Source organism: Geodermatophilus sp. URMC 61 (assembly GCF_052931555.1).
The window spans coordinates 2,628,576-2,654,124 of sequence record NZ_JBRFHZ010000002.1 but is presented as its reverse complement, the minus strand read 5'-3'; the positions used below and the strand labels follow the sequence as shown (position 1 = coordinate 2,654,124).

General features: G+C 75.0%; 29 protein-coding genes. 17 read left to right on the top strand and 12 right to left on the bottom strand.

What is annotated here, in order from left to right; translation table 11 throughout:
- Nucleotides 1-192: 192 nt before the first annotated feature.
- From ACU610_RS12285 to ACU610_RS12270, 4 genes are all read left to right on the top strand, one after another.
- Nucleotides 193-657 (top strand): NUDIX domain-containing protein, encoded by a 465-nt coding sequence (locus ACU610_RS12285; protein WP_446767992.1) that lies wholly within the window; start codon nt 193-195, stop codon nt 655-657.
- 451 nt (nt 658-1,108) lie between these two features.
- Nucleotides 1,109-2,080, top strand: a complete 972-nt coding sequence (locus ACU610_RS12280) for a ferritin-like domain-containing protein (RefSeq protein ID WP_446767991.1) — start codon at nt 1,109-1,111, stop codon at nt 2,078-2,080.
- 172 nt (nt 2,081-2,252) lie between these two features.
- Complete coding sequence (locus ACU610_RS12275) at nt 2,253-2,675, top strand: hypothetical protein (RefSeq protein ID WP_446767990.1); 423 nt, start codon at nt 2,253-2,255, stop codon at nt 2,673-2,675.
- A gap of 138 nt (nt 2,676-2,813) precedes the next feature.
- Nucleotides 2,814-3,047: a hypothetical protein gene (locus ACU610_RS12270; RefSeq protein ID WP_446767989.1), complete on the top strand. Its 234-nt coding sequence runs from the start codon at nt 2,814-2,816 to the stop codon at nt 3,045-3,047.
- A gap of 103 nt (nt 3,048-3,150) precedes the next feature.
- On the opposite strand, the gene ACU610_RS12265 is transcribed toward ACU610_RS12270, so the two are convergent.
- A complete protein-coding gene (locus tag ACU610_RS12265; protein ID WP_446767988.1) occupies nt 3,151-4,521 on the bottom strand; it encodes an FAD-binding oxidoreductase in 1,371 nt (456 codons plus the stop codon).
- Between the two features lie 269 nt (nt 4,522-4,790).
- A complete protein-coding gene (locus tag ACU610_RS12260) occupies nt 4,791-5,174 on the bottom strand; it encodes a PaaI family thioesterase (protein WP_446767987.1) in 384 nt (127 codons plus the stop codon).
- Between the two features lie 341 nt (nt 5,175-5,515).
- Between ACU610_RS12260 and ACU610_RS12255 the strand changes: the two genes are divergently transcribed.
- From ACU610_RS12255 to ACU610_RS12240, 4 genes are all read left to right on the top strand, one after another.
- Nucleotides 5,516-6,208, top strand: coding sequence for a maleylpyruvate isomerase family mycothiol-dependent enzyme (locus ACU610_RS12255; protein ID WP_446767986.1), 693 nt, complete (start codon nt 5,516-5,518; stop codon nt 6,206-6,208).
- A 127-nt stretch (nt 6,209-6,335) separates the two neighbouring features.
- Complete coding sequence (locus ACU610_RS12250) at nt 6,336-6,761, top strand: YciI family protein (protein ID WP_446767985.1); 426 nt, start codon at nt 6,336-6,338, stop codon at nt 6,759-6,761.
- A 19-nt stretch (nt 6,762-6,780) separates the two neighbouring features.
- Nucleotides 6,781-8,073: an RNA polymerase sigma factor gene (locus ACU610_RS12245; protein WP_446767984.1), complete on the top strand. Its 1,293-nt coding sequence runs from the start codon at nt 6,781-6,783 to the stop codon at nt 8,071-8,073.
- 145 nt (nt 8,074-8,218) lie between these two features.
- On the top strand, nt 8,219-9,190 hold the full coding sequence (locus ACU610_RS12240; RefSeq protein ID WP_446767983.1) for a bacteriorhodopsin: 972 nt from the start codon (nt 8,219-8,221) through the stop codon (nt 9,188-9,190).
- Nucleotides 9,191-9,375: 185 nt separating this feature from the next.
- Here ACU610_RS12240 and ACU610_RS12235 read toward each other — a convergent pair whose 3' ends face one another.
- Together ACU610_RS12235 and ACU610_RS12230 are read right to left on the bottom strand one after the other, a co-directional pair.
- Nucleotides 9,376-9,684, bottom strand: a complete 309-nt coding sequence (locus ACU610_RS12235) for a hypothetical protein (protein WP_446767982.1) — start codon at nt 9,682-9,684, stop codon at nt 9,376-9,378.
- Complete coding sequence (locus tag ACU610_RS12230) at nt 9,681-10,133, bottom strand: GNAT family N-acetyltransferase (RefSeq protein WP_446767981.1); 453 nt, start codon at nt 10,131-10,133, stop codon at nt 9,681-9,683. Before ACU610_RS12230 ends, ACU610_RS12235 begins: the two co-directional genes overlap by 4 nt.
- Nucleotides 10,134-10,229: 96 nt before the next feature.
- Here ACU610_RS12230 and ACU610_RS12225 point away from each other — a divergent pair, with 96 nt between their 5' ends.
- The 6 genes from ACU610_RS12225 to ACU610_RS12200 all read left to right on the top strand — a co-directional run bounded on the left by ACU610_RS12225 (nt 10,230) and on the right by ACU610_RS12200 (nt 16,352).
- A complete protein-coding gene (locus ACU610_RS12225; RefSeq protein ID WP_446767980.1) occupies nt 10,230-11,252 on the top strand; it encodes an iron ABC transporter substrate-binding protein in 1,023 nt (340 codons plus the stop codon).
- 122 nt (nt 11,253-11,374) lie between these two features.
- Nucleotides 11,375-12,835: an ABC transporter permease gene (locus tag ACU610_RS12220; RefSeq protein WP_446767979.1), complete on the top strand. Its 1,461-nt coding sequence runs from the start codon at nt 11,375-11,377 to the stop codon at nt 12,833-12,835.
- Nucleotides 12,836-12,869: 34 nt separating this feature from the next.
- Nucleotides 12,870-13,922, top strand: coding sequence for an ABC transporter ATP-binding protein (locus ACU610_RS12215; RefSeq protein WP_446767978.1), 1,053 nt, complete (start codon nt 12,870-12,872; stop codon nt 13,920-13,922).
- A gap of 38 nt (nt 13,923-13,960) precedes the next feature.
- A complete protein-coding gene (locus ACU610_RS12210) occupies nt 13,961-14,746 on the top strand; it encodes an aldolase/citrate lyase family protein (protein WP_446767977.1) in 786 nt (261 codons plus the stop codon).
- Nucleotides 14,743-15,597, top strand: coding sequence for an NAD-dependent epimerase/dehydratase family protein (locus ACU610_RS12205; protein ID WP_446767976.1), 855 nt, complete (start codon nt 14,743-14,745; stop codon nt 15,595-15,597). Before ACU610_RS12210 ends, ACU610_RS12205 begins: the two co-directional genes overlap by 4 nt.
- Entirely contained in the window at nt 15,594-16,352 is a 759-nt protein-coding gene (locus ACU610_RS12200) for a glycosyltransferase (RefSeq protein ID WP_446767975.1), read from the top strand. The genes ACU610_RS12205 and ACU610_RS12200 overlap by 4 nt, the downstream gene beginning before the upstream one ends.
- On the opposite strand, the gene ACU610_RS12195 is transcribed toward ACU610_RS12200, so the two are convergent.
- Nucleotides 16,273-16,686 (bottom strand): DUF6223 family protein, encoded by a 414-nt coding sequence (locus ACU610_RS12195; RefSeq protein ID WP_446767974.1) that lies wholly within the window; start codon nt 16,684-16,686, stop codon nt 16,273-16,275. The two genes, ACU610_RS12200 and ACU610_RS12195, sit on opposite strands and share 80 nt — an antisense overlap.
- A 502-nt stretch (nt 16,687-17,188) precedes the next feature.
- Here ACU610_RS12195 and ACU610_RS12190 point away from each other — a divergent pair.
- Nucleotides 17,189-18,415: a DUF222 domain-containing protein gene (locus ACU610_RS12190; protein ID WP_446767973.1), complete on the top strand. Its 1,227-nt coding sequence runs from the start codon at nt 17,189-17,191 to the stop codon at nt 18,413-18,415.
- Nucleotides 18,416-18,718: 303 nt separating this feature from the next.
- Here ACU610_RS12190 and ACU610_RS12185 read toward each other — a convergent pair whose 3' ends face one another.
- Nucleotides 18,719-19,282 carry a carboxymuconolactone decarboxylase family protein gene (locus tag ACU610_RS12185; RefSeq protein WP_446767972.1) on the bottom strand — a complete coding sequence of 188 codons (564 nt, stop codon included), beginning with the start codon at nt 19,280-19,282 and terminating at the stop codon, nt 18,719-18,721.
- A gap of 206 nt (nt 19,283-19,488) precedes the next feature.
- Between ACU610_RS12185 and ACU610_RS12180 the strand changes: the two genes are divergently transcribed.
- The gene (locus ACU610_RS12180; RefSeq protein ID WP_446767971.1) at nt 19,489-19,776 is read left to right on the top strand and encodes a winged helix-turn-helix transcriptional regulator; all 288 of its coding nucleotides are present in this window, start codon (nt 19,489-19,491) and stop codon (nt 19,774-19,776) included.
- A gap of 122 nt (nt 19,777-19,898) precedes the next feature.
- On the opposite strand, the gene srmL is transcribed toward ACU610_RS12180, so the two are convergent.
- The 3 genes from srmL to ACU610_RS12165 all read right to left on the bottom strand — a co-directional run bounded on the left by srmL (nt 19,899) and on the right by ACU610_RS12165 (nt 23,744).
- Entirely contained in the window at nt 19,899-21,041 is a 1,143-nt protein-coding gene (gene srmL / locus ACU610_RS12175; protein ID WP_446767970.1) for a PheS-related mystery ligase SrmL, read from the bottom strand.
- A gap of 230 nt (nt 21,042-21,271) precedes the next feature.
- Nucleotides 21,272-22,714 (bottom strand): hypothetical protein, encoded by a 1,443-nt coding sequence (locus tag ACU610_RS12170; RefSeq protein WP_446767969.1) that lies wholly within the window; start codon nt 22,712-22,714, stop codon nt 21,272-21,274.
- Between the two features lie 520 nt (nt 22,715-23,234).
- Entirely contained in the window at nt 23,235-23,744 is a 510-nt protein-coding gene (locus ACU610_RS12165) for a DUF6328 family protein (RefSeq protein WP_446767968.1), read from the bottom strand.
- 110 nt (nt 23,745-23,854) lie between these two features.
- Between ACU610_RS12165 and ACU610_RS12160 the strand changes: the two genes are divergently transcribed.
- Nucleotides 23,855-24,085: a hypothetical protein gene (locus tag ACU610_RS12160; protein WP_446770722.1), complete on the top strand. Its 231-nt coding sequence runs from the start codon at nt 23,855-23,857 to the stop codon at nt 24,083-24,085.
- A 63-nt stretch (nt 24,086-24,148) separates the two neighbouring features.
- On the opposite strand, the gene ACU610_RS12155 is transcribed toward ACU610_RS12160, so the two are convergent.
- The 3 genes from ACU610_RS12155 to ACU610_RS12145 all read right to left on the bottom strand — a co-directional run bounded on the left by ACU610_RS12155 (nt 24,149) and on the right by ACU610_RS12145 (nt 25,543).
- Nucleotides 24,149-24,613, bottom strand: a complete 465-nt coding sequence (locus tag ACU610_RS12155) for a PGPGW domain-containing protein (protein WP_446767967.1) — start codon at nt 24,611-24,613, stop codon at nt 24,149-24,151.
- Nucleotides 24,614-24,651: 38 nt separating this feature from the next.
- On the bottom strand, nt 24,652-25,191 hold the full coding sequence (locus ACU610_RS12150; RefSeq protein ID WP_446767966.1) for a hypothetical protein: 540 nt from the start codon (nt 25,189-25,191) through the stop codon (nt 24,652-24,654).
- Nucleotides 25,192-25,273: 82 nt separating this feature from the next.
- On the bottom strand, nt 25,274-25,543 hold the full coding sequence (locus ACU610_RS12145) for a DUF2277 domain-containing protein (protein ID WP_446767965.1): 270 nt from the start codon (nt 25,541-25,543) through the stop codon (nt 25,274-25,276).
- Between the last annotated feature and the right edge of the window lie 6 nt (nt 25,544-25,549).

The window sequence follows — 25,549 nt, the reverse complement described above, 5'->3', positions numbered from 1 at the left end:
GGCGCCAGGTCCCGTCCCGCGGATGCTCGTGCTCTGCCCCCGGTGGTGGGCAGCGCCGAGCTCCCGGGGAGGAGTGCCTGCCAGGGAGCTCGTCCCCTGCCCCGGACCGTGGGCAGGGGACGATCCGCCGGGCAGAGGGGGCGGCGGGGTAGCCACCTCTGCAGGAGCTCGGTGGGGGACGAGGGGAGCGGGATGCCGAGGACCAGCGCCGGTCTGCTGCTCTACCGGCGGCACCCCGAGCGCGGCGTGGAGGTGCTCGCCGGGCACATGGGTGGCCCGTTCTGGGCGCGCAAGGACGCCGGCGCCTGGTCGATCCCCAAGGGCGAGCACGGTCCGGACGAGGAACCGCGGGACGTGGCCCTGCGGGAGTTCGCCGAGGAGCTGGGGTCCCCGGCGCCGGTCACCGACCTGGTGCCGCTCGGTGAGGTCCGGCAGTCCGGCGGCAAGCGGCTCACCGTCTGGGCGGCGGAGGGCGACCTCGACGCGGCGGCCGCGGTCAGCAACACCTTCTCCCTGGAGTGGCCGCCGCGCTCGGGCCGCGTGCAGGAGTTCCCGGAGATCGACCGCGCCGCCTGGCTGACCGTCGAGGAGGCCCGCGAGAAGCTGGTGAAGGGCCAGGTGCTGCTCCTCGACCGGCTGCTCGACCTGCTCGCGTGATCGTCTTCGCAACGGTTGGACGTCGGCTCGTCCCACCCGTCCCACTCCGCACCGGAACGGGCCGCCGTCCTGGCAGGGTCCGGCCGAGGGGAGTCGCCGGACTTCCGTGAGGACGAGGAGGACGCCGATGCCGGCGTGTGCGAAGTGCGGTGCGGCCCGTCAGCAGGGTCGGTTCTGCGTCGGCTGCGGTGCGGTGGTCCCGGTGGCCCCGACACGCCCCCGGTCGCCGCTGGCCGACGAGCTGACCCAGCCGGTGCTCCGCCTGGACCGCCCGTCGAAGCCCGCCGTCCCCGCACGCTGAGCTCGGCCACCGCATCACGACACGTCGACCTGTCGACGTGTCGTGATGCAGTTCACAGCAAGCACTACGCTTGCAGGAGTTAGCAGACGGCGCGCGAGGGGCAAGACTGCAGACGTCAGGTCATCCCCGATGTCTGGAGTTCCCCCCGTCATGACCGACAACGCCAAGATCATCAACCAGCTCCGTGCCCTCGTCCTGCTGACCCAGACCGAGGAGCAGGTCGCCCGCACCCGCGTCGCGCAGGCCCGCACCGAGGCCGTGCGCCGTGAGCTGACCCAGAACGCCGACAACGCCGCCGAGCGGACCCGGGCCATCACCGACGAGCTGCGCGCCCTCGGTGGCGTGCCGGACGTCGTGACCCCCGTGGTCGGCCGGCTCTCCGCCGTCCTCAAGGCCGGCTTCGAGCAGGCCGAGCCGATCGAGGAGGCCCTGCTGCAGGACCTCTCGCTGGAGCACCAGCTGCTCGACCGCGCCACCTACCTCAAGGTGCTCGCCGAGCAGGCCGAGCTGCCGAAGGTCCGCCAGCTCGCCGAGCGGCTGGTCACCGCGCACAAGGCCACCGTCGAGTGGCTCACCGTCGTCCTCGCCGAGGAGGCCATGGGCGGCCCCGCCGCGCTGCAGGCCACCGCGCTGCAGCGGGTCGCCGGCACCGCCGCCCGCGCCGCCAACGCCCCGGTCCGCTTCTGGGCCAACCGGGTCAACGAGGTCGTCGAGTCGGTGCACCAGCGCCGTGAGCAGGCCGGCGAGCGGCTGAACGAGGCGACCGACAAGGCCTCCTCGTTCACCGACGCCGTCCGCGAGACGCTGACCGTCGGCCGCAGCGCCGCGCTGCGCCGGGCCGAGCGGATCGCCCGCCGCGAGGGCAACAAGGACGCCGCCAACGCCGCCAAGGCCGCCCGCGAGGAGCTCGGCGACGTCAGCGCCGACGAGCTGCCGATCAAGGGCTACGACTCGCTGTCGACCCAGGACGCCATCAAGGCGGTCAAGGAGCTCAAGAGCGCCCACGACGTCCGGGTGATCATCCGCTACGAGGAGACCCACAAGAACCGGACCAGCGTCGTCAACGCCACGCAGACGCAGCTGGCCGCGCTGGCCAAGGAGGCCGTGGGCGTCTCCGAGTGACGCCGCACCACCCCTCGCGAGGGCCCGTTCCCACCCGGGAGCGGGCCCTCGCGGCTGTCCGGGCCGGGCGTCACGTGCACGCCCGGGCGCGGTCGGTCCGGGCTCGCGGGGTTGGGGAGATCCCGGTCGCACCGGGTTTGACCGGCTGCGCAGTGCGGGGATGGGATGCCGCATGAGCATCACACCCGACGCCCTGGAGCAGGAGTTCTCCCTGACGACGGCCGTCACCCGCCTGGACTTCCTGGCCCGGCGGGACAGCGGGGAGACCACCCTGAACACCGCGCAGGACGTCGACGCCGACGACTGGACCTCGTTCAGGTCGGCCACCACGTCGCTCGACGTCCCCGAGTCGCTGGAGCTGCTCGCGCTCGGCGAGGTCGTCGCCCGCAAGGCCCACGACAGCCAGCTGACCGGCTTCCGCGCCGCGCTGCGCGGCGGTGCCTCCTGGGAGCAGATCGCCGCGGCACTGGCCGTCCGGCCCGAGGAGGCCTGGACCCGCTACCACCAGCTGATCGAGCGCCAGGAGCGCTCCCGCGTGCTCGACCCCGAGGCGGCCGCGGCCGCCCGGGAGCTCGCCGGCACTCGCCCCCGCTGACCCCGATCGACGCGCGGCGCACGCCCCCGTTCCGTTCCGGCGGCCGATCCGCTGGACTGGCCCCTGCCGTCGTCTCCGCGGCAGCCGTCACGGGGGCGCTGGCGCGCAAGTGCCCGAGCAGCCGTCGAGGAGGACGCGATGAGCCAGGCCACGGAAACCGGCGACGTCACCGGCACCAAGGACAAGGACTACAACCTCATCTGGTTCACCGAGCAGTGCCTGAACAACGCGCTGCGCCTGGAGACCTACATCAAGGACGCGGAACGGGACGGCGACAACGAACTCGCCGATCTGTTCCGCAAGGCGCAGAGCGACAGCCGCAAGGGCGCTGAGCAGGGCAAGGCGCTGCTGCGCTCCCGCATGAGCGGCTGACGGAGGACAGGGAGGGGCGGGCGCCGGCCGGCGCCCGCCCTTCCGCTGCGTTCGGCTGACGGAGCCGACCGGTCGGCTGCTGACGCCGGCCGGCCCCGCACTCCTAGGGCGCGACGTTCTGGTTGAGCCGGAACAGGTTCCCCGGGTCCCAGGCCCGCTTGACCTCGCGCAGCCGCTCGTAGTTCGCGCCGTAGTTCTCGGCGACCTTGTTCGCGTCGTCGCCCGAGGCGAAGTTGGTGTAGCCCCCCGGCTGGGAGTGCGGCGCGATGGCGGCGTAGTAGTCGCGGACCCAGCGGGTGTTGGCCTCGTTGTCGGCCGGGTCGGGCCACAACCCGGCGATCACCGTCGCGAAGTCCGCGTCCCGGTGGCCGAACGCGGTCGCGTCGGACGGCACGTCGTGCACCGCGCCGTTGATCGGGTAGATGTGCATCGTCGAGTTGACCGCCGGCAGGCGAGCGCCGTGCTCGACGTGCGCGGCGATCGCGTCGTCGGTGAGCTCGGTGACGAACGCCGCCTTCCAGTAGTTCTGCAGACCCGGCGGCACCAGCGCGTCGAAGGCGCTGTTGAGCGCGGGGTAGGGCATCGGCCCGACGTGCTCGGCGACCGGCATCGCCACCTCGCGCAGCCCGTCGACGATCCGCTCGCCCTCCTCGGCCGGCCCGGCGTAGCAGGAGACCACCGCGGCGAACGGCTCGCCGACCCGGTCCGCCGGGATGAACGGCAGCGGCGGGGCGATCTGGAACGCCGGGAAGCCGCCGTACTCGCGCGGCGCGTCGCGGATGAACTCACGGAAGAAGGCCAGCACCGCGGGTGCGTCGGAGAGCTCGAAGAACATCGGCCCGCCGTAGATCGTCTCGACGGGGTGCAGCCGGTACGTGAAGCGGGTGACGACACCGAAGTTACCGCCGCCGCCGCGCAGCGCCCAGAACAGGTCCGCGTTCTCGTCCTCGTCGGCGGTCACGACGCGACCGTCGGCGGTGACCACCTCCGCGGCGGTCAGGTTGTCGCAGGACAGCCCCGCGGCGCGGCACAGGTAACCGATCCCGCCACCGAGGGTCAGCCCGCCGATGCCGGTGGTGGAGACGATCCCGCCGGTCGTGGCCAGCCCCGAGGCGGCGGTCGCGTCGTTGAACCGGCCCCACGTCGTCCCGCCGCCCGCGGACGCCGTCCGGGCACCCGGGTCGACGTCGACCGCCTGCATCGCCGACAGGTCGACGACGACCGCGTCGTCCGCCGTGCCGAAGCCGGGGACGGAGTGCCCGCCGCCGCGGACGGCGACCGCCCGGCCGCTCTCCGTCGCGTACCGGACCGCGGCCACCACGTCGTCGGTGCCCGCGCACCGGACGATGAGGTGCGGTCGGGCCTCGATCATGGCGTTGTAGACGTGCCGCGCCTCCTCGTAGTCCGGGTCCTCGGGCCGGATCACCTGGCCCCGGAAGCGGTCGGCGAGCGTGCCTGGCACCTGCGTGGTCATGGCCCCTCCAGCTGTCGTCCGGAACGGTGGACGACGCCGGCGGGGGATGCGGCCCGGCCAGCAGCGCGCGGCCGCCGACCCGGGGACTGCGGGAGCTCGCTCCTGGCTCGGCGCAGCCCCCGTCGTCGCCGGCCGCGGCCGACCGTAGTGAGACCCCACCCCCGCGGACAGGGACCATCGACCGTGCTCCCGGCCCGCAGCGCGGGCGGAGGCGGCCCCTCCCGGGCCCCACCCCGAGCGTGCGAGGGGTAGGGAGGAGGGGTCCTTCCTCAGCGCTGCAGCAGCGCGAACGTGGCGACGGCGTGCGCGACCGCCTCGCCGTCCTGCTCCACGTCGGCCTCGCAGACGGTGATGTGCTGCCCGCGGGTGCGGACCCGGCCGGTCACGACCAGCGCGCCGGGCTTGCCCGGCCGCAGGTAGGTGACGGTGAGCTGGCTGGTCGCCGGCACCTCGCCCTCCCCGGTGGTGGTGCGCACCGCCTGACCCATCGCGGTGTCGACCAGCGTGGCCAGCACACCGCCGTGCAGCGTGCCCGCCGGGTTCAGGTGCTCGTCGCGCACCTCGAAGGCGATCCGCGCGCCGCCGTCGTCGGCGTCCTGCACCTGCGCGCCGATCCGTCCTGCGAAGCCCCCGGGGCTCGTCTGCTCGCTCATGCCGCCGCGCTACCCGCGCGCGGAGCCGCCGACGCACCGGCGGGACTCGTGCCGCGGCCGCCGGGGCCCTAGCGTCGAGGTCGTTCCGTGGGCGACAGCGAGGAGGACTCGTGAGCGAGCTCGCGAGCTCACGCAGGGGTACGGCAGTGCCGCGAACGCGGCCGACGAGCGCCAGCGAGGAGGACTCGTGAGCGAGCTCGCGAGCTCACGCAGGGGTACGGCAGTGCCGCGAACGCGGCCGACGAGCGCCAGCGAGGAGGACTCGTGAGCGAGCTCGCGAGCTCACGCAGGGGTACGGCAGTGCCGCGAACGCGGCCGACGAGCGCCAGCGAGGAGGACGCGTGAGTGCATCCCGGCAGGTCCTGGACCGGTGGGCCGACGGCGAGCGGTTGTTCGCCACCGCGCTGGGCCGGCTGACCGACGAGGAGCTGGACAGCGCCTCGCTGCTGCCCGGCTGGGACCGCCGGCACGTGGTGGCCCACGTCGCCCGCAACGCCGACGCGCTGGGCAACCTGCTCGCCTGGGCGCGCACCGGGATCGAGACGCCGATGTACCCGTCCCGGGAGGCCCGTGAGGCGGGCATCGCCGAGACCGCCGCCCTCGACGCGCCGCTGCTGCGCACCGAGCTGGTCGCCGCCACCGCGCGCTTCGCCGACGCCGTCCGCGGGCTGCCGGAGGAGGCCTGGTCGGCGCCGGTGCGGACCCTGGTGGGCCGCGAGGTGCCGGCGTCCGAGGTGCCGTGGATGCGCTGCATCGAGGTGGTCGTGCACGCCGTCGACCTCGACGCCGGCGTGGACTTCGCCGACGTGGACGAGGAGGTGCAGGCCGGCATCTGCGAGGAGGTGCTCGCCTCGTGGGCGCGCCGCGGCGAGACGCCCGACGTCGTCGTCTTCGCCGGCGACCGCGAGTGGGGCAGCGGCGCGGTCGCCATCTCCGGCTCGCTGCCGGCCGTCACTCGCTGGCTCACCGGGCGCAGCCGCGGGGAGGAGCTCACCGCGGACGGCGACCTGCCGCGGCTGCCGCGCTGGATGTGACGGGCCCGGCTGCGGAGGTTCCCGGCGATCGTGTCGAGACCGGCCGTCCCCGATCGACGGGAGGGTGGGGGACGGTGGACCGCCGGCCGACGGGGCCGCGACCGCTCCCGCCCGAGGAGGGACCGAGATGCGCTTCATGGTGATCGTCAAGGCCAGCGAGGCCAGCGAGAACGGCGCCATGCCGACCGAACAAGAGCTCACCGAGATGGGCGCCTACAACGAGGAGCTGGTCAAGGCCGGCGTGATGCTGGCGGGCGAGGGCCTGCACCCCAGCTCCCGGGGCTTCCGCGTGCGCTTCGACGCCGACCGGAAGACCACCGTGGTCGACGGTCCGTTCGCCGAGACCAAGGAGCTGATCGCCGGTTACTGGATCCTGCAGGTCAGCTCGCGTGAGGAGGTCGAGCAGTGGGTCCGGCGGGCGCCGTTCCGGGAGGGGGAGGTCGAGGTCCGGCAGGTGTTCGAGTCCGACGACTTCGGCGACGCGATGACCCCTGAGCTCCGCGAGCAGGAGGACCGGATGCGGGCGACCGTCGAACAGCAGCACGGTTCGTGACGCCCGGCGGGGCGCGGCGGTGAGCAGCGGGACGACGACGCACCGGGTCGTCGAGGCCGTCTGGCGCATCGAGTCCGCCAAGCTCGTCGCCGCCCTCGCGCGGGTCACCGGGGACGTCGGCCTGGCCGAGGAGCTGGCCCAGGACGCGCTGGTCGCGGCGCTGGAGCGGTGGCCGCAGACCGGCGTCCCCGACAAGCCGGCCGCCTGGTTGATGGCCACCGCCAAGCACCGGGCGGTCGACGTCTTCCGGCGCGCCGAACGGTTGCAGCGCAGGACCGAGCAGCTGGGCCGCGAGCTGGTCGAGGCCGAGGAGCCCGACTGGGCCCGCGATCTGGTGGAGGCCCTGGACCAGGTGGTCGAGGACGACCTGCTGCGGCTGGTGTTCACCGCCTGCCACCCGGTGCTCTCCCGCGAGGCCCGCGTGGCGCTCACCCTCCGGCTGCTCGGCGGGCTGACCACCGCGGAGATCGCCCGGGCGTTCCTGGTCCCCGAGTCGACCGTCGCGCAGCGCGTCGTCCGGGCCAAGCGCACCCTCGCCGCGGCGCACGTCCCCTTCGAACTGCCCACCGCCGCGGACCTGCCGGCCCGGCTCGCGTCGGTGCTCGAGGTCGTCTACCTGGTGTTCAACGAGGGGTACGCCGCGACGGCGGGCACCGACTGGACCCGGCCGGAGCTGTGCTCGGAGGCGCTCCGGCTCGGCCGCGTGCTCGCCGAGCTCACGCCGCAGGAGCCGGAGGTGCACGGCCTGGTGGCGCTGATGGAGCTGCAGGCCTCCCGCCTCCGGGCCCGCACCGGCCCGGACGGCGAGCCGGTGCTGCTGCTCGACCAGGACCGCGCCCGCTGGGACCACGTCCTGGTCGGCCGCGGGCTGGCCGCCCTGCGCCGGGCCGAGCAGACCGGTGCGGGCCTGGGCCCCTACGGGTTGCAGGCGGCGATCGCGGCCTGCCACGCCCGCGCCCGGACGGCGGAGGAGACCGACTGGGTGCGCATCGCCGCTCTCTACGAGGCGCTGGCCGAGCTCTCGCCGTCCCCTGTGGTCGAGCTCAACCGGGCCGTCGCGGTCTCCCGCGCCTACGGCCCGGCCGCGGGCCTGGCGATCGTCGACGCGCTGACCGACGTGCCGGCGCTGCGCGGATACCACCTGCTGCCGGCCGCCCGGGGCGACCTGCTGCTCCGACTCGGCCGGACGGCGGAGGCGCGGGCGGAGTTCGAGCAGGCCGCCGGACTCACCCGCAACGAGCGCGAGCGCGCGCTGCTGCTCGACCGGGCGGCCGGCTGCACCCCCGGGTGGGGACTCGAGGTCCAGCGGTAGCTGAACCTCGCGGTCTCGTACAGTGGGGTCGTCCGGCGTCACGGGGGCGCCGGACACCTCCTCCGGGGTCCGCATCCGCGATTGCACTCCGCGGTTGCCCGGGTACCGGCACCGGGCCTCCCGTCCCCAGCCTCCGGAGTGGTCCGTGGACCCGACAGACCCGCCCGTGCCCGAGCTGCAGACCATGCCGTTGGGCCTCTACGACGTGGTGCAGTTCGCCATCCTCGGCGCGGGCTTCGCGCTGTTGGCGTACTTCCTGTACTCGCTGACCAGCCGGGACGAGGTCTCCGCCCGGTACCGGCCCTCGTCGTACGCAGCCCTCTGCCTCGCCGCGGTGGCGACGGTCGCCTACGCGCTGCTGTTCCAGGACTGGGACAGCGGCTTCCGGCTCGAGGACGGTGTGTACGTGCCGACCGAGGAGGCCCGGACGACGGAGAGCACCCGCTACATCGACTGGTCGATCACCGTGCCGCTGCTGACCGTCGAACTGCTGGCCGTCTGCTCCGTCACCGGGGCCGCCGCCCGCCGGCTGCGCGCCAGCACCATGACCGCGGCCTTCCTGATGATCGTCACCGGCTACCTCGGAGCCCAGGTGCTGGACCAGGGACGGGACCGGCTCGCCCTGGTCGTGTGGGGGCTGATCAGCACGGCCTTCTTCGGCTACCTCTACGTCGCCCTTATCGGCGCGGTCCGCCGGTCGCTGCCGACGATGGGTCCCGAGGCGGCGGTCAGCCTCCGCAACGCGACGATCGTGCTGCTGAGCAGCTTCGGCATCTACCCGCTGATCTACGCCGTCCCCGTCTTCGCCGACGTCACCCCGGCGTGGTTCACCACCATGCAGGTCGCCTACTCCGCGGCCGACATCGTCGCCAAGGTCGGCTTCGGCGTCCTCGTGCACAAGGTCGCCAAGCTGCGGACCGCCGAGGACGTCGCGGCCGGGGTCGACACCCATCCCGAACCGGTGTGGTCGAGCAACGTGCACAAGAGCGACGGCGTGCTCCCCGAGGTGGGACGGGTCGCCCCTGCCGTGCTCGACCGGCTCGGCCCCTCGCAGGGGCGTGAGGTCCTCCGCCGGTCCGACGCGGTGCCGGGTGAAGCCGGCCGCCATCGGGAGTAGGAGGACCCCGTCCTCCCCAGCCTTCGGAGGAGGACCCCGTCCTTCTCACCCCCTCGGAGAAGGACCCCCTCCTCCCCACCCCTCGCAAGCTCGGGGCGGGACCCGGGAGGGGGCCTGAGCCTCCGGACGGGGCCTGCGGGCCCCCGGGCCGGGGCCGCGGTGACGCCTCGGGACGGGCCGCGGGATCAGGGGAGCCGGGCGAGCAGTGCCCGGGCGAAGGCCTCGGCGACCGGGTCGACCGGGTCGCCCGCGGCCGCGGCTCGCAGCCACCCCGCCAGGGGCGCGGCCAGTGCGGGGGAGAGCGCCGCGATCCACGTGCCGGTCCCCGCCCGGGCCTCGGCCACGTGCTCGGTGCCGCCGTCGGGGGAGTGGGCGACCACCTCGGGCCGGGTGGCCAGCAGTCCGCCGGCCCGCCAGTCGCCGGGTGTCGTCCGGGCGGCGAGCGCCTCCAGCCGGTCGGCCGCCGTCCGGAGGAGGTCGGCCGGGCGCGTCATGGAGCAGCCTCGCGGCGCATGGGGACGTGGGGGATGCCGTCCTCGACGTAGCCCGGGCCGCTGCGCACGAAGCCGAAGCGCGCGTACCAGCCCTCCAGGTGTGCCTGCGCGCCGAGGGTGATCGGCACGCCCTCGCACAGCGCGATCCCGGCCTCGATCAGGCGCGCCGCCAGCCCCTTCCCGCGGTGCGCGGCCGCGGTGGCCACCCGGCCGATCGCGCGGGTGTCGCCGTCGTCGAGCACGCGGATGGTGGCCGCGACCGCGCCGTCGTCGTCGGCGAACCACAGGTGCACCGTGGCCGGCTCGACGTCCCGGCCGTCCAGCTCCGGGTACGGGCACTGCTGCTCGACCACGAAGACGTCCACCCGCAGCCGGCACAGGCCGTAGACCTCGGCGCCGGTCAGCTCGGCGAAGCGGGCCGTGCGCAGGCGCAGCGGTGCAGCGGTCATGGGATGAGTTGTAGCCGACCGGGCAGGACCGCCCCGCGGCCGCCCGTGGTACACCTTCCACTGAGGTTTGGCTTGCCTATCTTTTGGAGCTCTCACGTGACCAGGCTCGTGCGGACCACCGCGACCGCCCTCTCCGCCCTCACCGTCGCGGGGGCGCTCGCCGGCTGCGGAGGAGGCGACGCGGAGGCCGCCCAGACGCTGACCGTGTACAGCGCCCAGCACGAGAGCCTGGTCCGCACGATGCTCGAGGGCTTCACCGACGAGACCGGTATCGCGCTGGAGTTCCGCGACGCCAACGACGCCGAGCTGGCCAACCAGATCGTGCAGGAGGGCGACGCCAGCCCGGCCGACGTCTTCCTCACCGAGAACAGCCCGTCGATCGACGTCCTCGACCGCGATGGCCTGCTCGCGCCGCTGGACCAGGCGACCCTCGACCAGGTCGGCGCGCAGTACCGGCCCTCGTCGGGCAACTGGACCGGCTTCGCCGCCCGCTCCACCGTGCTCGTCTACAACCCCGCGCAGCTGCCGCAGGACCAGCTGCCGGCGTCGATCCTCGACCTGGCGAACCCGGAGTGGCAGGGCCGGATCGGCATCGCCGCGGGTGGCGCGGACTTCCAGGCGATCGTCGCCGGGGTCCTGGCGCTGCGCGGCGAGGAGGCGACCCGGGCCTGGCTGGAGGGGCTGCAGCGCAACGCCAACGTCTACCCGAGCAACTCCGCGGTGATGGTCGCCGCCGACGAGGGCGAGATCGACGCCGGCGTCATGTACCACTACTACTTCTACCGGGACCGCGCCGAGAACGGCCTCAAGAGCGACGACGCGGAGCTGCACTTCTTCCGCAACTCCGACCCGGGCGCCTTCCTCAGCGTCTCCGGCGCCGGGGTCCTGGCCTCGTCCGACCAGCCGGAGGAGGCCCAGCAGCTGGTCGCCTACCTGACCAGCCCCGAGGCGCAGCAGCGGCTGGCGGAGAGCACCGCGCTGGAGTACGCCGTCGGCAACGGCGTCCCCTCCGCCCAGGCGCTGCCGCCCCTCGGGGAGCTGCAGGCGCCGCAGGTCGACCCGGGGTCGCTGGACCAGCAGCGGGTCACCGAGCTGATGCAGGACGTGGGGCTGCTCTGAGCGCTCCCGCCTCGCCGGCCGCCGCGCCCGGGACGACGGCCCGGCCGACCGTCCCGGGGCGGTCGCGCACGCGCGCCCCGCTGACCCTGCTCCTGGCCGCGGCGGTCGCGCTGCTCGCGCTGGTGCCCCTGGCCTTCGTCGTCGCGGAGATGGTCGAGGTCGGCTGGGCCGGCGTCCGCGAGCTGGTGTTCCGCCCCCGGGTGGCCGAGCTGCTGGCCAACACCGCGCGGCTGGTCGTCGGCACGGTGCTGCTGTGCGCCGTCCTCGGGGTGGGCGCGGCCTGGCTGGTGGAGCGCTCGGCGCTGCCGGGACGGCGGCTCTGGCACGTGCTGCTGGTCGCACCGCTGGCCGTGCCGGCGTTCGTCAACAGCTACGCCTGGATCTCGCTGCTGCCGGGGCTGGACACCTACGGCGGCGCGCTGGTGGTCGTGACCCTGTCGTACTTCCCGTTCGTCTACCTGCCGGTGGTCGCCGCCTTCCGCGGCCTGGACCCGGCCCTGGAGGACACCGCCCGCGGCCTGGGCCTCTCCGGCTGGGCGGTGTTCCGGCGGGTGCAGCTGCCGCAGCTGCGGGTCGCGCTGCTCGGCGGCAGCCTGCTCGTCGCGCTGCACGTGCTGGCCGAGTTCGGCGCGCTGCAGATGCTGCGCTACCCCACCTTCACCACCGCCATCTACGACCAGTACCGCGCCACCTTCAACGGGCCCGGCGCGACCGCGCTGGCCGGCGTCCTGCTGCTGCTCTGCCTGGGCCTGCTGCTCGCCGAGCTGCGGCTTCGCGGCGTGCGTGGCTACGCCCGCACCGGGGCCGGGGTGGCGCGCGCCGGGCGGCCGGTCCGGCTCGGGGCCCTCGCCGTCCCGGCGCTGACCGGCCTGGGCGGCCTGGTCGCGCTGTCGCTGGCCGTGCCGCTGGGCAGCCTGGCGCTGTGGATGGTGCGCGGCTCCTCGACCGCGCTGGACTGGACGGCGCTCACCGAGACCACGGGGACGACGCTGGGGCTGGCCGCGGTCGCCGCCGTCGTCACCACCGCGATGGCGCTGCCCACCGGCTGGCTCGCCGTCCGGGCCCGGGGCCGGGTGGCGACGCTGCTGGAGCGCAGCACCTACCTGGGCAGCTCGGTGCCGGCCATCGTCATCGCGCTGGCGCTCGTGACGGTCTCCCTCGAGGTCACCCCCTGGGCGTACCAGACCGTGCCGGTGCTGCTGGCGGCCTACGCGATCCTGTTCCTGCCCCGGGCGATCGTCACCGTGCGCGCGGCCGTCGAGCAGGCGCCGCCGCTCTACGACGACGTGGCCGCCTCGCTGGGCTCCTCGGCGGCCGACCGGCTGCGCCGGGTGACGCTGCCGCTGCTCGCCCCCGGTCTCGGCGCCGGCGCGGCGCTGGTGTTCCTGGCCGTGGTCACCGAGCTGACCGCCACCCTGCTGCTCGCGCCGATCGGCACCACGACGCTGGCCACCGCCTTCTGGTCGGCCAGCAGCGCGCTGGAGTACGGCGCGGCCGCCCCCTACGCCGTGGTCATGGTGCTGCTGTCGGCGCCGGCCACCGTGCTGCTCTCCCGCGACGCCCGGCGGGGGCTGACGACGTGAGGCCCCGCCCCCTGACCCGACGAGGACCACTGCCATGAGCTCCCTGACCGTCGCCGGTGTGACGAAGTCCTACGGCGCGACGCCGGTGCTCACGGGTGTGGACCTGCACGTGCCCGAGGGCAGCTTCACCGCACTGCTCGGGCCCTCCGGCTGCGGCAAGACGACGCTGCTGCGGCTGGTCGCCGGCTTCGACGACCCCGACCGCGGCACCGTCGAGGTCGGCGGCCGCACGGTGGCCGGCGCGGGCCGCAGCGTGCCGGCGCGGCGCCGGCACATCGGCTTCGTGCCGCAGGAGGGTGGGCTGTTCCCGCACCTGTCGGTCGCCGGCAACGTCGCCTTCGGGCTGCCGCGCCGCCAGCGCCGCGACGCCGGCCGGGTGGCGTCGCTGCTGGAGCTCGTCGGGCTCGACGCCGCTCTCGCCGAGCGCTCGCCGCACCAGCTCTCCGGCGGGCAGCAGCAGCGCGTGGCGCTGGCCCGCGCGCTGGCACCCGCGCCGTCCCTGGTCCTGCTCGACGAGCCGTTCTCCTCGCTGGACGCCTCGCTGCGGGAGGAGACCCGGCAGGCGGTCGCCGACGCGCTGACCGCGGCCGGCGCGACCGCCGTGCTGGTCACCCACGACCAGGCCGAGGCGCTGTCGATGGCCGACCAGGTGGCCGTGCTGCGCGGCGGGACGCTGGTGCAGCTGGCCGACCCGCGCACCCTGTACCGCAGCCCGCAGGACCTCGACGTCGCGACCTTCGTGGGGGAGTCGGTGGTGCTCGACGCCGACGTCCGCGCCGGCCGGGCGCACTCGGCCCTCGGCGTGCTCGACCTCGACCGGACCTGCCCCGACGGCCCGGTGCGGGTGCTGCTGCGCCCGGAGCAGCTGCGGCTCGGGCCGGCGGCCGGGACCGGGCCCCGCGCCCGCGTGCGCGGCGTCGACTTCTTCGGCCACGACGCGCGGGTGCGCCTCGAGCTGCCGTCCGGCCTGGCGTTCAGTGCCCGGCTGGAGGGCTGGGACCTGCCGGCGGCGGGGGACGACGTGACGGTCGGGGTCCTCGGCGCCGCGCTGCCGTTCCCGGGAGGGGACGCGCGTGTGCCGACCTGAGTGTCCGCTGCGGGTTAGGTGTGCCTAAGCTCACTCGCGTGGACCTCTTCCTCTTCACGGTCGACCCCGGCTGGGGCGCCGACGTGGTCGCCGCGGGGGCGGCCGGGATCGTCGTGGACTGGGAGCGGCGCGGGAAACACCGCCGCCAGCAGGGCGAGGGCACGCAGATCAACAGCGACACCCCCGCCGATCTCAGCCGGATGCGGGTGGCCACCGACGGCCGGCTGCTCTGCCGCGTCAACGGCTTCGGCCCGTGGACGCCGGCCGAGGTGGACGACGCCATCGCGCGCGGCGCCGACGAGCTGCTGCTGCCGATGGTGCGTACGGCCGAGGAGGTCGACCGGACCCTCGACCTGGTCGCCGGCCGCTGCGGGCTCGGCATCCTGGTCGAGACGCAGGACGGCGTCGCGCGCGCGGCCGAGCTGGCCCGCCGTCCGCTGTCGCGGGTCTACGTCGGCCTCAACGACCTGCGCATCGACCGCGGCGCACACGGGCTGTTCACGCCGCTGGTCGACGGCACGGTGGACGCCGTCCGCGCCGAGGTGCCCGGGCCGTTCGGCGTCGGCGGGCTGACGCTGCCCGAGGGCGGCGCGCCGGTGCCGGCCTGGCTGCTCGCCGCCGAGCTGGTCCGGCTGGGTGCGGACTTCACCTTCCTGCGGCGCTCGTTCACCGCCGACATGGCCGGGCGCGACCCCTTCGTCGAGGTGCCGCGACTGCTCGCCGTCCTCACCGGGCTGGCGACCGCCACCGCGGACGAGGTGACCGAGCGCCGGGCCGCCTTCGTCGCCGCCGTGACCGGGGTGCCCGCGGTCCAGCCGGCGTGAGGGCCCTCGTCACCGGCGCCGGCGGCTTCGTCGGCCGGCACCTGGTCGCGCGGCTGCGCGGCGACGGGTGGGACGTCGTCCCGCTGACGCGCGCGGCGGTGGACCTCGCGGACGCGGCTGCGGGTGCGGCCGCGGTGCGGGCGGCCGACCCGGACGTCGTCTTCTCGCTGGCGGCCGGGCGCCGGAAGGCGACGCCGGCGGAGCGGGCCGACACCATCGCGGTCAACACCAGTCCGTGGCTGGTCGACGCGCTGCCCGACCGGTGCCGGGTGGTGGTGCGGTTGGGGTCCTCGACCGAGTACGCCGCCGCGTCGGTGCCGCTGGCCGAGGACGCGCCGCTGCACCCGCGGGGGTTCTTCGGCGCGACCAAGGCGGCCGGCTCGCTGCTGCTGCAGGCCGCCGCGGCCGAGCGCGGGGTGCGGTCGGCCGTGCTGCGCGCGTTCCAGGTGTACGGGCCCGGCGACCACCCGACCCGACTGGTACCGGTCGTGCTGGACGCCGCGCGCACGGGCGGGGTGGTCCCGCTGCCGGCACGGGTGAGCCGACGGGACTGGGTGTGGGTCGGCGACGTCGTGGACGCGTGCCTGCGGGCCGCCCTCGCCGACGACCTGCCACCCGGGCAGGTGCTCAACATCGGCACCGGCCGGCAGACCTCCACCGAGGAGCTGGTGTCCGTCGCGTCGCGGGTGACCGGGCGGCCGATCGCCGTCGCGGCCGGCGCGCACCCGGGCCGCGACTGGGACACCGACTGCTGGGTCAGCGACCCGTCGCTGGCGGCGTCCCTGCTGAGCTGGCGGGCCTCCGTCGACCTGGCCGAGGGGCTGGCCCGCACCTGGGCCGCGCTGTCGTGACCCGCGTCGCCGTCGTCGTCCCGGTGTACCGGAACGCGGCGACGCTGCCGGCTCTGGCCGCGCGGCTGGGTGCGGCGCTGGACGGTCGGGACTGGCGGCTGCGGCTGGTGGTCGACGCATGCCCGTCCGGTAGTGCGGAGGTGGCCCTCCGGCTCGCGGCGGACCATCCACGGGTCGCCGTCACCGGGCTGACCGTCAACGTCGGGCAGCACGCCGCGCTGCGGCAGGGCCTGGCCGACGAGCCGGACGCCGACGTCTGGGTGTGCATGGACGCCGACCTGCAGGACCCGCCGGAGGCCGTGCCGCTGCTGCTCGACCGGCTGGCAGTCGGCGACGTCGAGGCGGTCTTCGCCGGCCGGCGCGGCGCGTACGAGTCGTGGGCACGGCGGGTGACCGGCGGGCTGCACCGCCGGGTGGCCGCGCGGCTGACCGGCCTGCCGCCGGACGCCGGCGCCTTCCTCGCGCTGGGGCCGCGGGTGCGTGCGGCCGTGCTGGCTGCGGACGCCCCGAGCGTGGTGCTGGCCGTGGGGCTGGCCCGGCGGCCGGTGACCAGCGTGCCGGTCGTGCGGGACCCGCGGCCGGAGGGACGGTCGGCGTGGACGGCGCGGGCGCGGCTGCGGCAGTCGGTGCGCTCCCTGTGGTGGGCGCTGCGTCGGCGGTGGTCCGGCCGGGCCGTCAGACCCGACGCGGAGGAGGCGCGGGAGTCCCCGGCCGTGCGTCGCGTCGGGACCGGGCCAGGGCCAGCCCAGCGGTGACCACGCCGATCAGCCCCAGCACCACGGCCACGACGGCCCCGGCCAGCCCGTTGCCGGTGCCCAGGCCACCGGCGGAGTCGGCCGCGTGCAGGCCGCCGACGACGACGCTGCCCAGTCCCGCCACCAGGGCCACGGTGGCCCTGGCCCTCCCGTTCCCGGTGCCGGTGCCGGTGCGACCGGAGCGGGCCAGGGCCAGCCCACCGGTGACGACGCTGATCAGCCCCACCACGGCGGCCACGGTGGGCACGAGTCGTCCGGTGCCGATGTCGTAACCACCGGCGGCGACGGAGACGGATGCGGCCGTTGGTACGGCAAGTACATGCAGGACGGACATCGAGGTCCCTCTCGGTCGGGTGACGGTCACCGGCGGAGCGGCTCACGAGTCGTCATCGGGGAATGACCCGGAACTCCGCAGGCCCCGTCGTCGGACGGACGTTGACGATCGTCGCGGCGGGAGACCGGGGTGTCGTCCGTCTGCAGGCGACAGCGGACACACGGTTCGACGTAGCCGGCTCCCGCCGGACCGCGCTGATCGACGTAGGGGCCGAATGACGAGATCGGCGCCGCGTTCCTCCTCGGTCCGGGCACCGCCCGCAGCCGCGTCAGCCGTGCCATGGCGGAGCTCGGTGCCCGGGACGAGGTGCAACTCGGCGTCGGAAACGAGGTGCAACTGGTCGTCATCGCCCGCGAGACAGGACTCGATTCCCCGTAGCGACGGTGCGGTGTCAAGCGCGCCCGTCAACGTGTGGAAAAGCGACTGACCTGGGGATTCGTATTGGCTGGCGTGTCGCGTTGGGCTAGACTTCGAACACCTGATCGAACCGGCGGGAGGTGTCGTGGACGAGCTGATCGCCGGTCTCGACGCGCTGGCCGCCGAGGACCTCGCTCCGTTGTTCGGTCCGGCGCTGCTGGAGCGGCTGCGCCCGCTGCTGGCCGCGCAGAACGGGCTGGCCGCCGAGATCGCCCGCACCGTGCGGGAGGCCGAGGTGTCCGGGGCCGCGGAGGTCGACGGGCTCACGACCATGGCCTCCTGGCTGCGCGGGCACGCCCACCTGTCGGCCGCCGAGGCGGCGCGGGTGCTGCGCGCCGGGCGGGCGCCGGCGCACCTGCCGGCGATGGCCGCCGCGTTCGCCGCGGGTGCGGTGACCGGTGAGCAGGCCGGGCTGCTCGCCCGGGTCGCCGAGCCCGAGCACCTGGCCCGCGCCGCCGAGCAGGGCGTGGACCTGGCCGCGGTGGACGAGCTGCTGACCGGGGTGGCCGTCACGGCGCCGTGCGCCGACGTCGCCACGGCGGTGCAGCACTACCTGGACCGGCTCGACGCCGACGGCCCCGAGCCCGATCCCACCGAGGGCCGCCGGCTGGTGCTCACCCGGCGGCCCGACGGCGGGGTCACCGGCCGCTTCGACCTGGATGCGGTGGGCGGGGAGAGGCTGCAGGCGGCGCTGGAGTCCCTGGTGCAGGCCGGCCGGGCCGCCGCCGACGAGCGGACGCGGGGCCAGCAGCAGGCCGACGCGCTGGTGCAGCTGTGCGACAACGCCCTCGCGTCCGGCTCGCTGCCGATCCTGCGCGGGCACAAGCCCCAGGTCGTCGTTACCATCGGCATCGAGGACCTGGCCGGCCCCGCGGTCGGCCGGGGTGCCGCCGAGACCGGGTTCGGGGCGACCGTCTCCGCGGCGTGGGCCCGCGGGCTGGCCTGCGACGGGAACATCACCCGCATCGTGATGGGCCCCGACCGGGTGCCGCTGGAGCACGGCCGCACCGTGCGGCTGTTCCCACCCCACGTCCGCCGGGCCGCGGAGGTGCGCGACGGCGGCTGCGTGTTCGCCGGCTGCCCGGCGCCGACGCACTGGTGCGACGTGCACCACCTGCGGGCCTGGATCGACGGCGGGGCCACCGACCTGGACAACGCCGCCCTGCTGTGCGAGCGGCACCACACCAAGGTCCACCACGGCTTCCGCGTGGCGCGCCGACCCGATGGCCGATGGCGCACCTGGCGCCCCGATGGCACCGAGATCCTGATCGGCCCCCAGCGCACCGGACCACCCCTGGCCACCGCCGCCTGAACACAGCCGCCTGACCGCGGCTGCCCGGCTCGGGGCACCACGTGATCGTCGATGCCGGTGGGATGCCGCGTGCAGTGTCCCTGAGCGGGGCACCGCGCCGCGCAACGCGCACCGTGCGGGCCCATCGATCGGCCTCGGCAGGCAGTGCCGGGTGGTCGAGCGGTGCTCGCCCGGCTGCAGGCCTCTGAGGGGCTGTGCACCTGCTGCGGGCACCGCTCCGACCTGCGCCTCGGCCTGTCCCGGCCGGCCTGAGCCCTGATCTGCTGTCCGCTGCTCCCCGCCGTCCCGGGAGGAGCCGTGAAGTCAGGGGAGCAGGTCGGCCAGCCGCGGGGCCCAGTCCTCGGGCTCCACCCGCGCGGCATTGGCCGCAAAGCTGATCGCGTGATACCAGCCGGCGAGCAGGAACAGGTCGAGCAGCTGGGCATGGGTGAACTCGGCAACCAGCCGAGGCCAGAGCTGGTCGTCGATGGTGGCCGAGTCGTGCAGTGCATCCACCGCCTCCAGGAGGACCGCGTCGTGGGTGGTCCAGCAGGGGTCGGAGGGTGAGCCGTGGGCGATCGAGCGCACCTGCGCACGGGTGAGCCCGACCCGGTCGGCGTAGCAGGCGATGTGCACGCCCCACTCGTAGTCGCAGCCGCAGCGCGCGGTGGTCCGATCGATCACCAGCTCACGGTCGCGCACGCTCAGCGACAGCTGCCGGCTCAGGTAGTAGCGGCCCCAGGCGTTGAGTCCCGCGGCCATCGGCAGGTTCCGCACGAACGTCCGGAACAGTCGGATGGGCTCCTGGCCGGGGGGCATCAGCGTCGCGAGGCGCTCGGCGACCTCCGGTGGATACGGCTCGGACAGTGGCTCGATGCGTGGCGTCACCTGGGGGCTCCTCGTGCTGCATCGCCGGTCAGCGGCCGGCCGTGATCGGGCGGGCCGTCCCACGAGCGTTTCTTTTTCCGAAACGCGAGCCATGCTAGCGTTTCGTTTCCAGCAACACAACGAGATCGCGGGAGCCGTCCGTGGCGTCGTCGAGCAGTCCTCGGCCGGGCCGTCCGGTCCGCGGTTCGACCACTGGCCGACCGCTCATGGCGACCCTCGATCTGCTCGGTCGACGCTGGACGCTGCGGTTGTTGTGGGAGCTGCGGGACGGACCGGTCGGCCCGAGGGCGGTCCTGGCCAGCTGCGACGGACTGTCCTCCTCGGTGCTCTACCGGCGCATCGGGGAGCTGGACGACGCGGGCCTGGTCGAACGGCTCCCCGACGGGAGCTACGCGCTGACCGACCTGGGGCAGGAGCTGGGTGAGGCGATCTCACCGCTCAGTCGCTGGTCCGAGAAGTGGGCGCGTCGCCGGCCGTCCGGCCCGGCCGATTGAGCGCGGCTCGAGCGCGCAGGAGCGTGCTGAGCGGCCATGCCCGGGGCGGCCTGCCCCATGGCAGTGCACGAGCGTCCCGTTCCGGCGGCCCGACGAGGACGAGCCCGTCGATCACCGGTGCGTCAGCGCGCGGCCCACTCCGCACGTGGTCCGCGGTGCACGGCCGCGTAGACCTGGTCGCGCAGCTCGTTGGCGCGCTGGTCGGTCAAGGTCCGCGACAGGGGGCGCAGCACCAACCGCAGCAGCACGTTGACCTGGTCCTGGCGCAGCCCGAGTCGCCGTCGCGCGGTGTCGGGGAGGTCGGCGTAGCCGGTGCTGGACAGGACGGTCACCGCCTCGAGGTCCTCCACCGCCGGGCCGAGAGCAGTGCGGACGGTGTCCCCGAGCAGCTCGGCGTCGACCGGGGCGTCGGTGACGATGGACAGGTCCCGGCGCACCGACGGCTGCGACGACACCGGCCGCCACGGGCGCAGGTCGAGCAGTTGCGAGGCGATGCGCGGCTCGGTCGAGCGCAGCACGCGGATGTCCGGGATGCCCTTGCGGACCATGAGCGCCCGGTCCAGCCCCATGCCCAGCGCCAGGCCGGTCCAGCGGTCGGGATCGAGTCCGGCACCGGCGAGCACGTGCCCGGCGGCCAGTCCGCACTCGGCCAGTTCCACCCACCCGGAGGCGGTGCACACGTCGACCTGCAGGCCGCCCGTGGTGTAGGGGTGCCGGGCAGGCGACGTGCGCCAGCGTCCCCCGGGCAGCACGGCGCCGACGACCAGCTCGACCATCTGCTGGAGATCGTCGGTGTCCAGCCGCCGGCCGGCGGACCCGGTCGTGGTGATGCGCCACAGGTCCACCTGGTGGGGCGTGCCCACGTGCAGCCGGTCGATGCTGTCCCGGCGGTAGCACACGCCGGGGAGCGCCAGCAGCACGTCTCTCCCGGCCTCGACGGCACGGGTGCCGGCCAGCGCGCGGAGAGCGGGTGGGACGCCGGCGGTGGTGTGGCTGCGCAGCATCACCGTCTCGGCGGCGTAGCGGCTGTACCGGGCGTCCCGGGTGATGTCGGCGGCCGCGTAGCCGAGGCGGTCGTAGTTGTCCTCGACGCTCACCAGCGGCCGGCGCCGCTGCACGTCGAGGGCGCAGTGCCAGGCGCGGGTCAGGGCGGCGAGCACGTTGTCCAGCAGCAACTGAATCGCGTGCGGACCGCCGGCAGGGTCGGACAGGTCGCGCAGCTCGAGCGCGACCTCGAGGTCGTGGGGGGACAGCAGGGGAGTCACGGAAGGCCCCTTCCGGGTCGTCGGCGAGTGGTGAGGGACCACCCCCGGCCGACGGCTCCGAGAACGGGCTACCGGCAGACCTCGGCGCCCGCACGGCTGCGCGGCAGCCGGGGGCGGACGAAGGAGGTTCCGGGGTCGAGCACGACTCGACGGTAGCCCAGCCGGACGACACCGCCCACGCGTTTTCGCCGCCACCGGCGGGAGCCGCCGACGTCGGGGGTGGACGCGGACTAGCGCTCCCAGACCTGGACCAGCAGGTCGGTCTTGGCGGCGTCGAACGCCAACTCGTCGACCACCCGCAGGCCCGCGTCCAGCAGGATCCCGTCGTCGTCGGTCGAGACGACCTCGCCGCGGATCACCCGGCGGACCAGCCACACCCGCTCCGCGGTCGTCGGGGCGTCGTCCGGCGGCAGCACGACGTCCGGCCGCAGCTGCGGAGCCGCCGTCCGCACGTAGTGGTCCAGGCCGGTCGCCGAGCGCTGGTCCGCGGCGACGATCGGCTCGCCGGCGCGGTGCCGCTCGGCCAGCAGCGCCACCACGTCGTCCGCCCGCTCCCGCGGCTCCCGCTCGGCCAGCGGCGAGGACGCGACCAGCGAGCACACCACCAGGAGCCCGGCGACCGGCGCCCGGGCGGCCCGGGGCAGCGTCAGCGCGCCCACCGCCGCCAGCACGCCGAGGCCCAGCAGCCCCGCCAGGAGGTAGCGCGGCAGGTACACCGGCCGCACCTGCTCGGCCAGCAGCAGCAGTCCCAGCGGCACGAGCACCCAGCAGGTGCCGACCACCCGCGCGCCGGCACCCCGCAGCGCGCCCAGCACCGCCAACCCCACGGTCAGAAACAGCAGCGGCCGCAGCCCGCCGGCCCACGCCTCGACGGCGAGGTCGGCCAGCGCCCCCTCGGTGTCGCGCAGGTGCTCGGCGTTGCGCGCGCCGGTCCCGTTGAGCAGGTTCACCCCGATCAGCCCGACGACCGGCAGCACCGCCGCGGCACCGATGAGAACGACCGGCCACGCCCGCAGCCCCCGGAGCAGCAGCGCCGCGACGACGAAGGCCGCGAGCACGGTCGCCGTGTACCAGTGCGCCAGCCCCATCCCCGCGCCGGCCAGCCCGAACAGCAGCAGCCCGCGAGGCGACCCCTGCAGCCAGCGCACCAGCCCGAGGAGCGCCCCGCCGGTCGCCAGCACCGCCAGCCCGTACGGGCGGGCCTCCACCGCCTGCTCGAGCACCAGCGGGCTCGCCGCCGGCACGACCCCGGCCAGCACCCCGGCTGGGCGCGAGGTCAGCCGGGTCACCGCCCGCGTGACCAACGCCAGCCCGCCGGCGGTCGCGAGCAGCGAGAGCACCCGCAGGGACGTGTCGCCGCCGACTCCCGGCAGCAGCACCCACGTGTGCACCACGAAGTACCAGGGCGCGTTGTACGACGGCGGGACGTCGGCCAGGTAGCTCGTCGTCCCGCGCCCCTCGACGATCGCCGCGAGGATCTCGGCGTACGACCGGCGGCCCACTTCGGCGGTGAACAGCTCGTCGAACCACAGACCGTGCCCCGGCAGCAGCAACACCGTGCCCAGGAGGACGACGGCCAGTGGTGGCAGCAGCTCGAGCACCGACCAGCGGGCTGGCGCGGGGACGCGCACCGGCTGCGGCGGTGCGGACACCCGGTCCGCCGTCGTGCTCACGCCGAGCAGGTTAGGCGACCCTTCCTCGGCGGCCGACGTGTCGTCGGCGCGCCGTAGCGTCCGGGCCGACGCAGGGGAGGGGAGAGGTGACAGCAGAACCCGGGCCGAGCCCGCCGCCGACGTCGGAGGCGGTCGCCCGGCGCTTCCGGCGCCAGCCGCGCCGCGACACCGCACACGAGCTCGCCGTCCGTCGCCGGCTGCACGCCCGCGGGGTGCGCTACCGCCGGAAGGACCCCCTGCCCCCACCGCTCGCACGCTCGCGGTGGGACCCTGCAGGGGGCCGGCGGCGGGACCCTGCACGGTGGCCGCCGACCTGCGGCCACCTCCCGCACGCCGACCGGGAGTGGGCTACGGCCGATGCCGTGCTGCGGGCCGAGGGCTGGCGGTGCTGCGCTTCCGGGAGCACGAGGACCCCGACGCGGTCGCCGACGCCATCTGTGCCGCGCTCGGCCGCCCGCCACCGGCCCCGTCCAGGGCACCGCCGCGAGCGTGCGAGTGGCGGGGAGGACGGGGCCCTTCATCAGTCGTCCGGGTCGTCCTGCGCGTTGTGGGCGCGCTTCCAGTACGGCACGGCGATCCACCACCAGATCAGGAAGGCGCCGATCACCACGGCCGTGATCCAGGCCAGCGTCAGGTCGAAGAGCACGTCCGTCACCAGCAGTACCGCGCTCACGATGGCCAGCGCCAGCACGGCCAGGCCGAGGAACGCCGACCGGTTGCTGCGCCGCAGCAGTGCCTCCTTGTCGTGCTGCCGGAACAGCACCCGGTGCTGCGCGGCCGGCGCGATGAGCAGCCCGGTCGCCACCGCGGCGGCGAGCAGCGTCACGAAGTAGACGTCGCGCTGGAAGTCGGTGAGATCGGCGCCCCGCTGCTGGAACGGGACCACGAGCAGGAACGCGAAGAGGAACTGCACCCCGGGCAGCGCCACGCGCAGCTCGTTGAGCAGCTCCATGAGCTCCCGGTCGATCCGCTCCTTGCGGCTCTCCCCCGACGAGTCGCCGCTGCGCTGCGGGCTCCGCACGCCGGTCATCACGGCCGCCTCTCGTTCACCTGCCGTTCACCTTCGGCGGGATGGTGCCACGCGGCGGGCGTGGGTACGCGGCGTTCGTACGCCGGATACCTCGGGAGGACGACGTGTCGATGTGGACGCCCATGGAGCCCAACCTCGGCCGGGGGGACGACGGCATCCCCGCGGCTGACCCCGGTGCGGGTGCTCCGCCGCCCGCCGACGGATTCGGCATCGGCGGCGAGGAGCCCGACCGCCCCGAGGAGGGGGACGAGGTCCAGCCGTCCGCCGACGCGGGTGGGCAGCACGCCGACCCGCCGCCGTTCCGCACCGCCGACCCGGATGCCTCGCGCGAGCGCGACTGACCGGCTGCGGACACGTCGAGGCCCGGTGGACGATCCGGTCCACCGGGCCCCGACGCGCGACGGTCAGCCCGTGACGGCTGCCACGGCGCGGTCCACCAGGTCGTAGTGGCTCACCGCCCAGAAGACGACCCCGGCCGCCACCAGGCCACCGAGCGTCACCGCCGCCGAGCTCACCGGGTGCTGCTTGGCGTGCGCCCAGGTGGCGCGGGCCTTGCGGCGGAACGCCACGAAGAACCGTCGCGCCCACTCGAACTCCGTCGACCACACCCAGAGGCCGATGAGGATCGGCGGGATGGTGAGCGGTCCGGGCAGCACGGTGAGCGCCAGGCCGAGCAGGACGAACAGCAGCCCGGCGAGGAACACCACGACCCGGTAGGCCGTGGCCAGCCCGGGCTTCCTGCGGACGCGGTCCCGCCACGAGCCGGGCTCGACCGGCCGGGGCTCGCCCAGCCCGTCGGTGCAGTCCGGGCAGCGGGTGGCGCCGCCGCCGGCGCGCGTCTGGTCCCGGGCGTCGAGAGTGCGGGTCACCAGGACTCCTGGTTCGACTCGGAGGTGCGCAGCGGTGGTCAGCGCGGAGCGATCCCGCGCGCGACCTCGCTGGGCCGCTGCTGCTCACCGGCGTAGGAGCTGACCACCACGAGGGCACCGGTCAGCGCCGGGATCACCCACTGCAGCTGGTCGAGCTTCGCCTGGGCCGCGGCGACCTCGGCCTTGGCGCGCTTGCTGGCCTTGGTGCCCGAGCGGGACGGCGTGGCACCGGCGTCGGACACGACCCTGCCCAGTGCCCGGCTGTAGGCGGTGACGCCCAGCGCTGCTGCGGTCAACGCCGTCTTGAGCGCGCTCATCCCGCCCACGCCCTCCTGGGCGGCCACGCGCCGCCGGTTGGCCCGCAGCTGGCCGACGCTGCCGATCAGGTGCGCGCCGATGGCCGCGGCGTTGACCGGTGTCCAGCGGTCCCAGCCGGCGTTGGCGACCAGGCCGGTGTCCGAGGCGCGGCCGGCCTCACCGGCCGCGGCGTTGAGCGCCACGGCGTTGGCCAGCGTGCCGCCGAACCACGCGGAGAGTCCGAGGTCGTGCAGGGAGCGGGACAGGGTGTTGCGCGCCATTGCTGAGTCCTCCCGGAGGGTCTGTGAGTGGAGTCGCTCTACCCCGTCTCCGAGATCCACACTCGATGGTGCGTGACTGTTCTCAGCTGCCGTAGCGCAGTGCCGCCCGCCGGCGCGCCTTGGCCGCCTCCTCCTCGCGGTCCTTGGGCGGCGCGGTGGTGACCAGCGCGGCCAGCAGCCGGGCGGAGGCCTCGGCGACCTCCGCGACCGCGCGGTCGAAGACCTCTGCGTTGGCCCGCGACGGCTTCGCCGTCCCGCTGATCTTGCGCACGTACTGCAGCGCGGCGGCGTGCACCTCGTCGTCGGTGACGGGCGGCTCGAAGTTGGCCAGCGGCCTGATGTTGCGGCACATGCGGGC